Below are 13,492 nucleotides of genomic sequence, written 5' to 3'. Positions count from 1 at the left end.
CCCATCGCTTCGCTCTGCATCGTCGCCGGCGCGGGACATCAGGGGTAGACCGGTCCGATGGCGCCTTGGGCTCGCAGCGCGACGATTTCGCCGCCTGCAATGCCGAGTTCGGCGAGCACCGCGTCGGTGTGCTGCCCGAGTCCGGGCACCGCGCCCATGGCGGGCTGATAGCCGGAGATGACCGGCGGGGGCAGCAAAGCCGAAATCGGGCCGGCCGGCGTGTCGACCTGCCGCCAGCGATCCCGGGCGGTCAGCTGTGGGTGCACCAGAACCTCGCTCGGCAGGTTGTAGCGCGCATTGCCGATGCCCGCGGCATCGGCAGTCTTCTGCACATGTTCCAAGTCGTGCGCCGCGCACCAGGCGCCGATGGCGTCGTCCAGGATGTCGCGGTGCGCGCAGCGACCGGCGTTACCGGCGAATCTCGGGTCGTCGGCGAGGTCGTCACGCTCCAGGATCTGGCGCGAAAGCCGTTGCCATTCTGCATCATTGGTCGTACCGAGCACGACGGTCTGGCCGTCGGAGGTACGGTAGGCGCCGTACGGCGCCACCGCGGGCGAACTCATTCCCAACGGCTGCTGGTCGATTCCGGAATGTTGGGCGAAGGTGAGCGGGTAGCCCATCAGATCGGTCATCGTGTCGAACAAACTGACCGCCACAGTGTTGCCGTGCTGGCCCGTCGCCGACCCCGCGTCGCGTGCATACAGCAAGGCCAAAATCGATATTGCCGAATACAACCCGGTGCTGATGTCCGCCATCGGCGGGCCGGGCTTGGCCGGTGCGCCGGGATGGCCGGTGACGGCGCAGGCGCCGGATTCGGCTTGCGCGAGCAGGTCGTAGGCGCGTTTGTGCGAGAGCGGTCCGCCCGGGCCGTAGCCGTCGATTTCCACCGCGATCACGCCCGGGTGGCTCTCCGCCAGGTCCGCCGCGGCGATGCCCAATCGGGCGGTGGATCCTGGGGCGAGGTTGGAAACGAGTACGTCGGCACGGTCGAGCAGGCAACGCAGAATATCGAGCCCAGCTTCGGTTTTCAGGTTGAGGGTGACCGACTCCTTGCCCCGGTTGGCCCACACGAAGTGCGCGGCAAGCCCGTTGACGACGTCGTCGTAGTGCCGGGCGAAGTCTCCCCCGTCGGGATTCTCTACTTTGATGACGCGTGCACCGAAGTCGGCAAGCACCCGTGTGCACATCGGAGCGGAGACCGCCTGCTCCAGGGCCACCACGGTGACTCCCGTCAGCGGCCCCCCGGTTGCCGACATCACATCACCATGCCGCCGTCCACCGGCAACACCTGACCGGTGATGTAGGAGGCGGCGTCCGACGCGAGAAAGACGAATGCGCCCGCGACCTCTTCGGGCTCGGCCCAGCGCTTCAACGGAATTCGAGCCATCATGTTGGCCGCGAATTTCTCGTTGGTGCGAATGGTCTCGGTCATACGCGTCGCCGCGAGCGGCGCAAGCGCGTTCACCAGAATGTTGTTGCGGGCCATCTCACGGGCCAATGACTTGGTGAATCCGATAATGCTGGCCTTGGCCGCCGAATAGTTCACCTGGCCGAGCGTGCCAGTGATACCCGCTGACGAGACGACGTTGATGATGCGACCGGTGCCATCGGTGGGCAGGAACTTCAGCGCGGCCTGAGCGCAGTGAACGGCGCCCATCAGATGAATGTCGAGCACTCGCTGGAAGCTTTCGTCGGTGAGATCGGCGAACATCCCCGGTGCCGTGACACCGGCGTTGTTGACCAGAATGTGCAACACACCCTCGGTGAGCCCGGCGGCGTGTGCCGCCGCCGCGTCCGCGGCTGCGCGGTCTCGCACGTCCAGCGGGACACCCTCTGCTTTGCCGCCGCTGGAGCAAATGCGTTCGGCGACAGCAGAAGCGGCGTCGGCGTCCACGTCGCTGACGAGTACCGCCGCGCCGGCAGCGGCCAACGCATGGGCGACCGCCGCGCCGATTCCACTGCCGGATCCGGTGACCAATGCCGATCGTCCGGTCAGGTCGAACAGGGTCATCAGTAGCTCCTCGGCAGTTTCAGCACGTGCGAACCGAGGAAGTTCAGGATCATCTCCTGGCTGACCGGCGCAATCTTCATCAGCCTGGCCTCCCGGAAGTACCGCGAAACGTGATACTCCTCGGAATATCCCATGCCGCCGTGCGTTTGCAGCGCCCGGTCGGCGGCGGTGAAACCGGCGTCGGCGCATAGGTATTTCGCGGTGTTGGCCTCGCGTCCGCAGGGTTTGCCGTTGTCATAGAGCCAGGTGGCTTTGCGTAGCATCAACTCGGCGGCGTCCAGCCGGGCGAGCGAATCAGCCAGTGGAAACTGAATGCCCTGGTTCATCCCGATCGGCCGGTCGAAGACATGGCGCTCGTTGCCGTACTTCACCGCCTTCTCCAGGGCGACCCGGCCGATGCCCAGCGCCTCAGCGGCGATCAGCATCCGTTCCGGGTTGAGGCCGTCGAGGATGTATTGAAAGCCCTTGCCTTCCTCACCAACTCGATCTTCGACCGGAATGTGCAGGTCGTCGATGAACACCTCGTTGGAGCTGACCGCGTTGCGACCCATCTTGCGGATCGGCCGGATTTCCACCCGGCTGCGGTCAATGTCGGTGAGGAACAGCGTCATCCCATCGGTCTTCTTGGTGACCTCGGCATAGGGCTGGGTTCGGGTGAGCAGCAGGATTTTCTGCGACTCGAGCGCCTTGGAGATCCATACCTTTCGGCCGTTGACGACATAGTGGTCGCCGTCGCGCTTGGCGAACGTGGTGATGCGTGAGGTATCGAGGCCCGCACCGGGTTCGGTGACTCCGAAGCACACGTGCAGTTCGCCCGTCGCCACCTTCGGCAGCGTGCGAGCCTTGAGTTCGTCGGAACCGTGTTTGACCACCGGCTGCATGCCGAAGATCGACAGGTGAATGGCGCTGGCGGCGTTCATCGCTCCGCCCGCTTTGGCCACTTCTTCGGCCAGCAGCGTGGCTTCGGTGATGCCGAGGCCGTGGCCGCCGTACTGCTCCGGGATCGTCATACCCAGCCAGCCGCCGCTGGCGATCGCCTGATAGAACTCGTGCGGAAACTCGTGCGCCTGGTCTTTTTCCATCCAGTAGTGGTCGTCGAACTTCGACGCCAACTCGGCGACCGACTTGCGGATCAGCTCTTGGTCGTCGGTCAGCTCGAAGTTCATCCCACCGCCGGGCACTGGTAAATCTCCTTCGATCAGTTCAGGCACCAGCTGTCGCTGTCGGCCCGCTGCGCCCGGCTTCGCCGCGCTGGCGACCGCCACGGGCGCGCGTGCATTTCGGTGCCGCGTCAGTCCTTGTTGCCGGTCAGATTTTTCGCGCTGGCGGCGAAGTCCGCGAACGACGAACCCGACCTGGTGTCCTTGTGGTGGCTCAGGGCCCGGATCGAAACGTCGTGACCCTCAGCGGCCTTGCGCAACGCACCCACGGTCGCCTGCGCCTCCGTGATGTGACTGAACGGGTCGAAGGAGTACCACCGCATTGCGTTCTGGTAGGCCATTTTCTTGATCTCGTCGTCGGGCACGTTGTTGACGGACAACACGTCCCAGAGCTCTTCGGGCGCACCCGGCCACATCGAGTCGCTGTGCGGATAATCGGCTTCCCAGCAGATGTTGTCGATGCCGATCATGTTGCGCAGCGCTACACCCACCTTGTCGCTGATGAAGCAGGTGAGGAAGTGCTCGCGGAAGATCTCGCTGGGCAGCTTGCCCTTGAAGTCCTGGTGCGTCCAGGTCGAGTGCATCTCGTAGGTCCGGTCCGCCCGCTCCAGGAAGTAGGGGATCCACCCGGTGCCGCCCTCCGACAGTGCGACCTTGAGGTCCGGGTACTCCTTGATCGGCCGCGACCACAGCAGATCCGCGGCGGCCTGCACGATGTTCATCGGCTGCAGGGTGATCATCACGTCCATCGGCGCATCGGGGGCTGTGATCGCCAGCCTGCCCGAGGACCCGATGTGCACGTTCATCACGGTGTTGGTGTCACACAACGCTTTCCACAGCGGATTCCAGTATTCGTTGTGGAAGCTCGGATAGCCCATCGCGGCCGGGTTCTCGGTGAATGTCAATGCGTGCACGCCCTTCTTGGCCACCCGTCGCACCTCTTTGGCGCACTCCTCGGCATCCCAGATCACCGGTATCGCCATCGGGATGAACCGTGCCGGGTAGGCACCACACCACTCGTCGATGTGCCAGTCGTTGTAGGCATGCACCAGCGCCACCGAGAATTCCGGGTCCTCGGTGGCGAACAGCCGACCGGCGAACCCCGGGAACGATGGGAAACAGATCGAGGCCAGGATGCCCCCGGCGTTCATGTCCTTGATCCGCTCGTCGACGTTGTAGCAACCCGGCCGGATCTCGTCGAGGCCCTGCGGCTCCAGGCCGTACTCCTCCTTAGGCCGTCCGGCCACCGCGTTGAGCGCGACGTTGGGAATCACCGTGTCGCGGAACTGCCAGCAGTCGGAGCCGTCCGCGTTGTGCACCAGCCGCGGCGCGTCATCGGCGTACTTCTTCGGCAGGTGGTCCTTGAACATGTCCGGTGGCTCGACGGTGTGGTCGTCGACACTGATCAAAATCATGTCGTCTTTGTTCACTGGCCGTTCCTCTCGTCGGGGGTCGTTCGGCGGCCCGTTCTCTCAAGTATGAAAATTATCTTCTCTGATCGCGAGAATCAACATCTTCACGGTACCCCTGCGGCGGCAGGGGTCCGGTCGGCGCACTAACGCAGCCCGTACCGGATGGTGGCGTTTCCGCTGGTCGAACGCGAAACATTGACCAATCCGCGAGTTCGTGGAAACCTATTGGTCAAATATGAGAATATGATTCTCGCAACTGAGGAGGCCGTATGCGTCTGTCCCCGTTGCCGGCGGACCAGTGGGACGACGCTGCCCGGCATGCGGTCTCCGGCATGCTGCCGGAGGAGCGGCGCAATCCCCGCGGCGCCGGCAATGTGCTGTCGACCCTGGTGCGCCATCCGAAGCTGACCCGCGCGTATCTCCGCTTCAGCAGTTATTTGCTCTACGGGTCGACGCTGCCGCCGCGCATCCGCGAGCAAGTCATCCTGCGGGTCGCACATCGGCGCGGCTGCGCCTACGAGTGGTCACACCATGTGGACATCGGCAAGGACGTGGGGCTGTCCGACGCCGACATCGAGGCGGTGCGATCGGGCAATCCGAGCGACGAGTTCGATCGCGCGGTACTGGCCGCCGTCGATGAGCTCGATGAGAAGACCAACCTCTCGGACCAGACGTGGACAGCTCTCGGTGAGCGGCTCGACGAGCACCAGCGGATGGATTTGATCTTCACGACCGGCGGCTATATCGCACTTGCGATGGCCCTGAACACTTTTGGCGTCGAGGTCGAACACGACCAGACAGCCCGGACAGAAAGGTAGAACATTGCCACATTTCGCGAAGCCGGCTGCCGGCAGCTGGACAGAAAACTACCCAGAACTGGGCACCGCACCAGTCGATTACACCGACTCGATCGATCCCGCGTTCTTCGAGGCCGAGCGCGACGCGATCTTCAAGCGGACGTGGCTCAACGTCGGTCGGGTGGAGCGGCTGCCGCGCACCGGCAGCTACTTCACCAAAGAGCTACCGTCGGCGGGCCCGGGCGTCTCGGTGATCATCGTCAAGACCAAGGACGGGTCCATCAAGGCCTTCCACAACGTCTGCCGCCACCGCGGAAACAAGTTGGTGTGGAACGATTTTCCACACGAGGAGACCTCGGGCACGTGCCGGCAGTTCACTTGTAAGTACCACGCCTGGCGCTACAGCCTCGACGGCGATCTGACGTTCATCCAGCAAGAGGACGAGTTCTTCGACGTCGACAAGAGCCAGTACGGCCTGGTCGGCGTCCGCTGCGAGGTGTGGGAGGGTTTCATCTTCATCAACCTCGACCAGAACGCCAAGCCGCTCGCCGACTACCTGGGCCCCTTGGCCAAAGGCATCGAGGGCTACCCGTTCGGCGAGATGACGGAGTACTACTCCTACCGCGCGGAGGTCGGTAGCAACTGGAAGCTGTTCATCGACGCGTTCGCCGAGTTCTACCACGCGCCGGTGCTGCACCAGGGGCAGTACACCAAAGAAGAAGCCGCCAAGATCATGAAGTACGGCTTCGAGGCGCTGCACTACGAGCTGGCCAGCCCGCACGGGATGATCTCCACCTGGGGCGGTCAGGCGCCGCCCTCGGACATGTCGATGGTCAAGCCGATGGACCAGGTGCTGCGCAGCGGTCTGTTCGGTCCCTGGGACAAGCCGGAGGTCATCGAGAAGCTTGCTGAGCTGCCTCCGGGCGTCAACCCAAAGCGGATACCGCAGTGGGGAATTGACTCGTGGCACTTCTTCCCGAACTTCATGCTGCTGATCTGGGAGCCCGGCTGGTACCTGACGTATCACTACTGGCCGACCGCCGTCGACAAGCACATCTTCGAGTGCACGCTGTATTTCGTTCCGCCGAGAAACGCGCGGGAACGCCTTGCCCACGAGTTGGCCGCGGTGACGTTTAAGGAGTATGCGCTGCAGGATTCCAACACCCTCGAAGCGACCCAGACGATGATCGGCACCAAGGTCGTCAAAGACTTTCTGCTGTGCGATCAGGAAATCCTGCTCCGGCATCTGCACAAAGTGACCGGGGACTACGTAAAGGAGTACCAGAACAATGGCGCTACCGTCTGAATTCGCTGACCTGGAGCCCTTTTTGGACTGGGACCTGGCCACCGAACCCGAGCGCTATGCCAAGCGGCTGTCCTCGACGATGAGCGAGATGCAGGCGTTCTACGACGTCGCGTTCCCGCGCCTGAACGACGTGATCGCCTACTGCGACAAGTACCCACTGTATGATCTGCCCGAGGACGCGCGGACCCTCATGCACCTGATGCAGTCGCTGATCATGGTGTCGTTTCCGATTGAAGCGTGGAAGCAGCCGCGCGTGCCTGACAGCGGCGCGGCCTGGGTCGAATTGACCAGGGAGCCGGTGATTTAAGCGGTGCTGACGCTTAAGGCAGCCGGGCTGCTCGACGTCGACGCGGGCGAGATCGCACGACCGGGAATCCTTCGGATCGACGGCGACCGGATCGTCGGTGTCGGCGGCGAACCCGAGGGTGACCTGATCGACCTCGGGGACTCGATCCTGCTGCCCGGGCTGATGGACATGGAGGTCAACCTGCTGATGGGCGGGCGCGGAGAGAAGCCCGGACTGTCCCAGGTCCAGGACGACCCGCCGACCCGGATGCTGCGCGCGGTCGGCAATGCCCGCCGGACACTGCGTGCGGGGTTCACCACGGTGCGCAACCTCGGCCTGTTCGTCAAGACCGGCGGCTATCTGCTGGACGTCGCGCTGGGAAAGGCCATCGACGCCGGCTGGATCGACGGCCCGCGCGTGGTACCCGCGGGGCATGCGATCACCCCGACCGGCGGGCATCTGGATCCGACCATGTTCGCCGCGTTCGCCCCGCATGTGCTCGACCTGACCGTCGAAGAGGGCATCGCCAACGGAATCGACGAGATCCGCAAGGCGGTGCGGTATCAGATCAAGCACGGCGCCGAGCTGATCAAGGTCTGCTGCTCGGGCGGCGTGATGTCGCTGACCGGTCCGCCTGGCGCGCAACACTATTCGGATGAAGAGCTGCGGGCGATCGTCGACGAGGCGCACCGGCGCGGGCTGCGGGTCGCCGCGCACACGCATGGCGCCGACGCCGTCAAGCACGCGGTCGAAGCGGGCATCGACTGCATCGAGCACGGGTTTCTGATCGACGACGAGGCGATCGCGGTGATGGTCGAGCACGGCACCTTCCTGGTCTCGACCCGGCGTCTGGCGGAGGGAATGGACGTCTCGCACGCCCCGCCCGAACTGCAGGCCAAGGCCGCCGAGATGTTCCCGAAGTCGCGGACCTCGATACTGGCCGCCTACGAGGCCGGGGTGAAGATCGCGGTGGGCACCGACGCGCCCGCAATACCTCACGGCCGCAACGCCGACGAACTTGTCACCCTGGTCGATTGGGGCCTGCCGCCGTTGGCGGTATTGCGGGCGGCGACGACCACGGCCGCCGACTTGATCAACGCCACCGACCGAGGCAGGCTGGCCGAGGGCCTGCTCGCCGACGTCATCGCCGTCCCCGGAGACCCGTTGTCCGACATCGGCGTTACCCAGAAGGTGAGTTTCGTGATGAAGGGAGGCAAGGTTTATGCCAACACGAACTGACGACCTGGTCGAGATCCAGCAGCTGTTGGCGCGCTACGCCGTGACCATCACGCAACAGGACATCGACGGGCTGGTCAAAGTCTTCACACCTGATGGCACCTACAGCGCCTTCGGCGAAACCTATTCGCTGGACCGGTTTCCCGTGCTCGTCGACGCCGCGCCCAAGGGGCTGTTCATGACGGCCACTCCGGTGATCGAACTCAACGGCGACACCGCCACCGGAACACAACCGCTGTGCTTCATCGACCACGCCAGCCATGACATGCGGATCGGCTATTACAACGACACCTATGTGCGGACCGACGACGGCTGGCGCTTGAAAACCCGTGCGATGACATTTATCCGGCGCAGCGGCGCACACGACTCCGGCCGTCCACACGCGATCGGGCGCCCGTCCGCGAATCCTGCATGAAGGTCGACGAGTTCCGTTCGAACCTGCGGGCCTGGCTCGACGAGCACGACCTGACCCCCGGGCCGGACCACTCGCTGGAAGGCCACATCAAGCAACTCGCCCGCGTCCATTCCGCGCTTTATGACGCCGGCTGGATGCGATACGGCTGGCCCCAGCACGTCGGCGGGTTGGGCGGGCCGGCAATGCTTCGCGCGATCGTCGGCGAGGAGGTGGTCGGTCGCCGTCTAGCCGAGCCGGGCCCCTATTCGATGGTCGAGGTGCTCGCGCCGACCATGATCGATTACGCCCCACCTGAACTCGCGGCGGAGATGGTGCCGCGGCTGCTCAGTGGTCGCGAACAGTGGTGTCAGGGCTTTTCCGAGCCGGGCTCCGGCAGCGACCTGGCGTCGCTGACCACCCGCGCCGCCCTGCACGGCGACAACTGGATTGTCAACGGGCAGAAGGTCTGGACCAGCTACGCGCAATATTCGATACGTTGTGTCCTGCTCACCCGCACCGCACCTGGCTACGATGGCATCACCGCGTTCTTCGTCGACCTGGACACGCCGGGCATCACCATTCGGCCGCTGCGCACCATGCACGGAGTCGACGAGTTCTGCGAGGTCTACTTCGACGATGTGGTGATCCCCGCGGCACGCATGCTCGGCCAGCCGGGAGACGGCTGGCGGCTGGCGATGGACCTGCTGCCCTACGAGCGCTCCACCTGCTTCTGGCAGCGGATCGCCTACCTCTACGCACGATTCGACGAACTCATCGCAGAAGCAGTCGACCCAGACGAATACGAGCTCGGCGCAGCCTATCTCGCGCTGCACACCCTGCGCTGCCGGTCTCGGGCAACCCAACACCGGCTGGCCGACGGGGAGCCACTCGGGCCGCAGACATCGATCGACAAAGTCCTGCTGGCCACCGCCGAGCAGCGGCTCTACGACACCGTTCGCGACCTGCTGCCCGGCACCATCGAGTTGGACGACACGCCATGGCGATCCGAGTACCTCTACTCCCGCGCGGCAACCATCTACGGCGGCACCGCGGAGATCCAGCGCAACATCATCGCGCGCCGGCTGTTGGATCTGGGCAAGGAGTGAGCGTGGACACCGAATCCTTGCACCTGTTGGAAGACGCCTTACAGAAGACCATGAGCGCAGCGTCGGGTCGCGAACTCGATGCGGCCCTGACGGAGTTGGGCTGGCTCGAAATGCTCGACGAAATGCCGGAAACCGCAATTCCGTTGGTGTTTCGGCTGCTCGGCGAGACAGGCGCCCACGCGCCCGTGCTCAACGATGTCGTGCTGCGCGCCGCCGGACGCGACGGCGGGGGTACCGTCCCGCTGCCGTACGCGGGTGGCTCATGGGTCGTTTGGGACCGCGCCGAGCAGGCCGGCTCGGCGCTCGGCGATGACCTACCGATACATCGGGTATCGCAGGGAGATCCGGTGCCGCTCGCCGCGGGCCGGCACGCGCTCGGCTGGTGGCTGGTGGGCGCCGGCCGCGCCATGCTGGCGCTGGCGCGCCAACATGCCTTGGACCGTGTGCAATTCGGTAGGCCCGTCGCCTCGTTCCAGGCGATCCGGCATCGGCTGGCCGAGACGTTGGTCGCTGTCGAGGGTGCGGAGGCGACCCTGGTCGCCGCCGCCGCCGAGCCCGACGACCTGAGCTTCCTGCTCGCCAAGGCGGCGGCCGGCCAGGCGGCGTTGATCGCCGCGCGGCACTGTCAACAGGTGCTCGGCGGTATCGGGTTCACCGCGGAGCATGAGTTGCATCGTCATGTGAAGCGTTCGCTGGTCTTGGATGGCATGTTGGGCAGCGCCCGCGAACTCACCCGGGAGGCCGGAGCGACGCTGCGCGCCAAACGGTTTGCGCCGCGCCTCGCGCAGCTGTAGCGGGACCCGCAATGCCGATCAGGTTCCCAACTCAACGACCGGTCACACCATCGATGAGTTCGCGAAGGATGTCGGCGTGGCCAGCGTGGCGGGCCGTTTCCTCCAGGAGGTGCGCCAGGATCCAGCGCAGGGTGACGTGGCCGCGGTCATCGGCGATCGCGCTGACCTCGTCGAGCGTGGGGGCGGCGGCGATGGCGGCGTCGACATCGGCCCAGGTGCCCCGATACGCAGTCAGCGCGGCATCGACGGTGTCGTGTGATGTGTCGTTCACAGGCGGAGGTTTCTCCCTACCGGCAAAACGATGAATTATCCACAACCGCTCCGCGTAAGCCAGGTGGCGAACAAGCCACAGCAGTGTAATCCCGCTCGCTACCGGTGATTGACGGGCCGCCGCTTCGTCGACTCCAAAGACCTTGCGGATCAGGGATTCCCGCTGATATTGCAGCAACGTCATCAACACTTGTCGTTCGTCACCCAACGATCGGGGCGGCTTCTGATCGACCATGCCCCATATTTTCTGACCTAAAGGCAACGCATGATGCAGCAGGGCATCGATCACGCTGCCGAGCAGCGCACTGCCCGGGTGCGTGGCCATGCCAAATCCGAGCCGACGCCCGCTGTAATAATTCCCAACGACACGGCCATCGCGGCCCGTTATTTCCGTTCCGCTTCCCTGGAGAGCAGCAAGAGAATAGTATTCTCGTGGCGAGAAAGTTACAATCTCAGACACGTCGTCCCGGCAGGGGGTCTAGCCCACAATGACACGGCGTTCTCCGGTACAGTCCAATCATGTTCTCCCCTCGCGGCAATCACCTGAGCAGCCGGTGACCAGCCCAAGCGAAGAGCCTGCCTGGAAGCAGCGTGCTGTCGAGCGGTCGATCAAGACGGCGAAACTGCGGGCAGCGCAGCGCGTCCAACGCTTCCTTGACGCGGCCCAGGCCATCATCATCGAGAAGGGCAGCACGGACTTCACCGTGCAAGAGGTCGTCGACCGCTCGCGGCAGTCGCTGCGCAGCTTCTACCTGCAGTTCGACGGCAAGCACGAACTGCTGCTCGCGCTGTTCGAAGACGCGTTGAGCCGCTCGGCCGACCAGATACGCGCCGCCACGGCCAACCACTCCGATCCAATCGAACGACTCAAGGTCGCGATCGAGTTGCTGTTCGAGGCTTCGCGCCCCGACCCGACGGCCAAGAGGCCACTGTTCACCGACTTTGCTCCACGGTTGCTGGTCTCGCATCCGGAGGAGGTCAAAGTCGCTCATGCACCGCTTGTGAGTTTGCTCACCGAACTCATGGAAGCCGCCGGCGATGCCGGCGAGCTGCGCGCCGGCATCAACCCGAAGCGGATGGCCGCGATGACGATGTCGACGGTGATGTTCATCGCGCAGTCCAGCGGCGGGTCCGGCGACGCGACCACGCACCCCATTACCGCCGACGAAGTGTGGGACTTCTGCTCACGCGGATTCGTCGGCGACTAGCGCGAGAACTGCATTACCCGTCAGCGAGAACCTGACTCGTGCCCGACCCCTGGACCGATCCGCTGGGTTGTCTGCAGCTGCGTGCCCAGGACGGCGAGCGGCCCGACGCACAAGAGGTCTGGGTGTTCGAGGGCGCTAACCAACAGCTGAATTACCACCGGTTGTTTGGCGGCCAACTCCTGGCGCAGTTCATCCGGGCCGCGTCCGTGGTCTGTCCCGACAAGGCCGTCAAATCGCTGCACGCGGTGTTCGCGAAAGAAGGCCGGGCTACGATCCGGTCCGTTACGAGGTGACGCGGCACCACCAAGGTCGGTCGTTCGCGACCTTGACGATCACCGCGCGCCAGCCGCGCGGTGTGTTGGCGACCAGCTCAGTGAGCATGCACATCACCGAGGACGGCCCCACGCACCAGAGCACCGACGCCGTTCCGGCGCTGTTGGACGAAAAGTACCGCGCCGAATTGGATCTCATCTCATGGGAGACACGCTGCGCCGACGACCTCAACGCGTCGAGCGCCGGCCCACCGCAACTCGAAGTGTGGATGCGCACCCCCGCTGTGGGCGGCGAGCTGGCGCCCGCGCTGGCCGCCTACGCCACCGACCTCACGCTCATCGGAACCGCGCTTCGTCCCCTCGAAGGTTTCAACCACCGTGGTAACGGCGCCCTGTTCTCCTCGGCGGTCACCTCCCACACCATCTGGTTCCATCACCCATTCCGCACCGATCGCTGGCTGCTGCTGCGTCAGCACAGTCCGATGTTGACGCACGGCCGCTGCTTCGGTCGTGGCGACGTTCTCAGCGAGGATGGCTTGCTGGTCGCGTCCTACGCGCAAGAGGCGCTGCTGCGCTTCCGCGACGCCGGCGATCAAGACGCTTGAGCGTTCGCATATCGCACATCACGCGATCGCATGAGAACGATATTCTCACTTAGAGAGAAGAATAAGTAGCGAAAACGGATCCCACGTTGACACCCACAGGTGGCTGATGACAGAGTTGCCGCAGATGCTGAGCGCGAGAGAAATTCCGCGCTACCAACAACGCGGTTGCGGCGAGAGGCGAAACCCTGTGACAGTCACTGCTCCGGACGGTGTCTATTACGACCCGTACGACGTGCAGATCAATGCCGACCCCTACTTGGCGTTTCGAGGGCTGCGCGAAGAAGCACCGCTGTATTACAACGAGCTACACGACTTTTATGCGTTGAGCCGCTTCGCCGATGTCGACCGGGCGATCGTCGATCACGAAACGTTCAGCTCGGCCCGCGGCGCGATCATCGAACTGATCAAGGCCAACATCGATATACCGCCCGGTGTAATCATTTTCGAGGATCCGCCGATCCACAACGTGCACCGAAAACTGCTGGCCCGCATGTTCACCCCGCGCAAGATCAACGACCTGGAACCCAAGATCCGCGAATTCTGCGCTCGCAGTTTGGATCGGCTGATTGGTGCCGGCCGTTTCGACTTCGTCTTGAAGCGCTTCCCAGAATGGGAGGTCGACCTCAGCAACGCCG

Annotated in this window: 15 protein-coding genes and 1 pseudogene; 11 read left to right on the top strand and 5 right to left on the bottom strand. The window is 64.3% G+C overall.

Translation table 11 applies throughout. The annotated features are described in order from the left end of the window. Positions 1–38 precede the first annotated feature (38 nt). From VKI00_RS30990 to VKI00_RS30975, 4 genes are all read right to left on the bottom strand, one after another. Positions 39–1,256, bottom strand: coding sequence for a CaiB/BaiF CoA-transferase family protein (locus VKI00_RS30990; protein ID WP_324446781.1), 1,218 nt, complete (start codon positions 1,254–1,256; stop codon positions 39–41). Then, a complete protein-coding gene (locus VKI00_RS30985; protein WP_324446780.1) occupies positions 1,256–2,011 on the bottom strand; it encodes an SDR family NAD(P)-dependent oxidoreductase in 756 nt (251 codons plus the stop codon). The genes VKI00_RS30990 and VKI00_RS30985 overlap by 1 nt, the downstream gene beginning before the upstream one ends. Further along, entirely contained in the window at positions 2,011–3,177 is a 1,167-nt protein-coding gene (locus VKI00_RS30980; RefSeq protein ID WP_324446847.1) for an acyl-CoA dehydrogenase family protein, read from the bottom strand. The genes VKI00_RS30985 and VKI00_RS30980 overlap by 1 nt, the downstream gene beginning before the upstream one ends. A gap of 125 nt (positions 3,178–3,302) precedes the next feature. After that, positions 3,303–4,601 (bottom strand): amidohydrolase family protein, encoded by a 1,299-nt coding sequence (locus tag VKI00_RS30975; RefSeq protein ID WP_324446778.1) that lies wholly within the window; start codon positions 4,599–4,601, stop codon positions 3,303–3,305. Between the two features lie 251 nt (positions 4,602–4,852). Here VKI00_RS30975 and VKI00_RS30970 point away from each other — a divergent pair, with 251 nt between their 5' ends. The 7 genes from VKI00_RS30970 to VKI00_RS30940 are packed head-to-tail and all read left to right on the top strand — an operon-like array spanning position 4,853 to position 10,502. Beyond that, positions 4,853–5,401: a carboxymuconolactone decarboxylase family protein gene (locus VKI00_RS30970; protein ID WP_324446776.1), complete on the top strand. Its 549-nt coding sequence runs from the start codon at positions 4,853–4,855 to the stop codon at positions 5,399–5,401. Positions 5,402–5,405: 4 nt separating this feature from the next. After that, a complete protein-coding gene (locus tag VKI00_RS30965) occupies positions 5,406–6,686 on the top strand; it encodes an aromatic ring-hydroxylating dioxygenase subunit alpha (protein WP_324446774.1) in 1,281 nt (426 codons plus the stop codon). Beyond that, positions 6,670–6,993, top strand: a complete 324-nt coding sequence (locus VKI00_RS30960; RefSeq protein ID WP_324446772.1) for a hypothetical protein — start codon at positions 6,670–6,672, stop codon at positions 6,991–6,993. The genes VKI00_RS30965 and VKI00_RS30960 overlap by 17 nt, the downstream gene beginning before the upstream one ends. A 3-nt stretch (positions 6,994–6,996) precedes the next feature. Continuing rightward, complete coding sequence (locus tag VKI00_RS30955) at positions 6,997–8,211, top strand: amidohydrolase family protein (RefSeq protein ID WP_324446771.1); 1,215 nt, start codon at positions 6,997–6,999, stop codon at positions 8,209–8,211. Beyond that, a complete protein-coding gene (locus tag VKI00_RS30950) occupies positions 8,195–8,623 on the top strand; it encodes a nuclear transport factor 2 family protein (protein ID WP_324446769.1) in 429 nt (142 codons plus the stop codon). The genes VKI00_RS30955 and VKI00_RS30950 overlap by 17 nt, the downstream gene beginning before the upstream one ends. Beyond that, positions 8,620–9,708 carry an acyl-CoA dehydrogenase family protein gene (locus tag VKI00_RS30945; protein WP_324446767.1) on the top strand — a complete coding sequence of 363 codons (1,089 nt, stop codon included), beginning with the start codon at positions 8,620–8,622 and terminating at the stop codon, positions 9,706–9,708. The genes VKI00_RS30950 and VKI00_RS30945 overlap by 4 nt, the downstream gene beginning before the upstream one ends. 50 nt (positions 9,709–9,758) lie before the next feature. Next, positions 9,759–10,502, top strand: a complete 744-nt coding sequence (locus VKI00_RS30940; protein WP_324446845.1) for an acyl-CoA dehydrogenase family protein — start codon at positions 9,759–9,761, stop codon at positions 10,500–10,502. A 31-nt stretch (positions 10,503–10,533) separates the two neighbouring features. Here the strand turns inward: VKI00_RS30940 and VKI00_RS30935 are convergent, their stop codons facing one another. Continuing rightward, positions 10,534–11,232 carry a DinB family protein gene (locus tag VKI00_RS30935; protein WP_324446765.1) on the bottom strand — a complete coding sequence of 233 codons (699 nt, stop codon included), beginning with the start codon at positions 11,230–11,232 and terminating at the stop codon, positions 10,534–10,536. Positions 11,233–11,326: 94 nt separating this feature from the next. On the opposite strand from VKI00_RS30935, the gene VKI00_RS30930 reads away from it, so the two are divergent. From VKI00_RS30930 to VKI00_RS30915, 4 genes and pseudogenes are all read left to right on the top strand, one after another. After that, a complete protein-coding gene (locus VKI00_RS30930) occupies positions 11,327–11,980 on the top strand; it encodes a TetR/AcrR family transcriptional regulator (RefSeq protein ID WP_324446763.1) in 654 nt (217 codons plus the stop codon). Positions 11,981–12,018: 38 nt separating this feature from the next. Beyond that, entirely contained in the window at positions 12,019–12,273 is a 255-nt protein-coding gene (locus VKI00_RS30925; protein WP_324446761.1) for a hypothetical protein, read from the top strand. Positions 12,274–12,305: 32 nt separating this feature from the next. Beyond that, positions 12,306–12,857, top strand: a complete 552-nt coding sequence (locus VKI00_RS30920) for a hypothetical protein (protein WP_324446759.1) — start codon at positions 12,306–12,308, stop codon at positions 12,855–12,857. A gap of 187 nt (positions 12,858–13,044) precedes the next feature. Then, a pseudogene (locus tag VKI00_RS30915) lies at positions 13,045–13,449 on the top strand (cytochrome P450); the annotation flags it as partial. Positions 13,450–13,492 lie beyond the last annotated feature (43 nt).

The organism is Mycobacterium sp., assembly GCF_035314665.1.
GTDB lineage: Bacteria > Actinomycetota > Actinomycetes > Mycobacteriales > Mycobacteriaceae > Mycobacterium.
This window is presented reverse-complemented; position numbering and strand designations above follow the sequence as displayed.

Excerpts from the sequence above, each read along its gene's own strand:
- VKI00_RS30990 (WP_324446781.1), bottom strand. The coding sequence starts at position 1,256 with ATGTCGGCAACCGGGGGGCCGCTGACGGGAGTCACCGTGGTGGCCCTG.
- VKI00_RS30985 (WP_324446780.1), bottom strand. The coding sequence starts at position 2,011 with ATGACCCTGTTCGACCTGACCGGACGATCGGCATTGGTCACCGGATCC.
- VKI00_RS30980 (WP_324446847.1), bottom strand. The coding sequence starts at position 3,177 with ATGAACTTCGAGCTGACCGACGACCAAGAGCTGATCCGCAAGTCGGTC.
- VKI00_RS30970 (WP_324446776.1), top strand. The coding sequence starts at position 4,853 with ATGCGTCTGTCCCCGTTGCCGGCGGACCAGTGGGACGACGCTGCCCGG.
- VKI00_RS30960 (WP_324446772.1), top strand. The coding sequence starts at position 6,670 with ATGGCGCTACCGTCTGAATTCGCTGACCTGGAGCCCTTTTTGGACTGG.
- VKI00_RS30950 (WP_324446769.1), top strand. The coding sequence starts at position 8,195 with ATGCCAACACGAACTGACGACCTGGTCGAGATCCAGCAGCTGTTGGCG.
- VKI00_RS30945 (WP_324446767.1), top strand. The coding sequence starts at position 8,620 with ATGAAGGTCGACGAGTTCCGTTCGAACCTGCGGGCCTGGCTCGACGAG.
- VKI00_RS30940 (WP_324446845.1), top strand. The coding sequence starts at position 9,759 with ATGAGCGCAGCGTCGGGTCGCGAACTCGATGCGGCCCTGACGGAGTTG.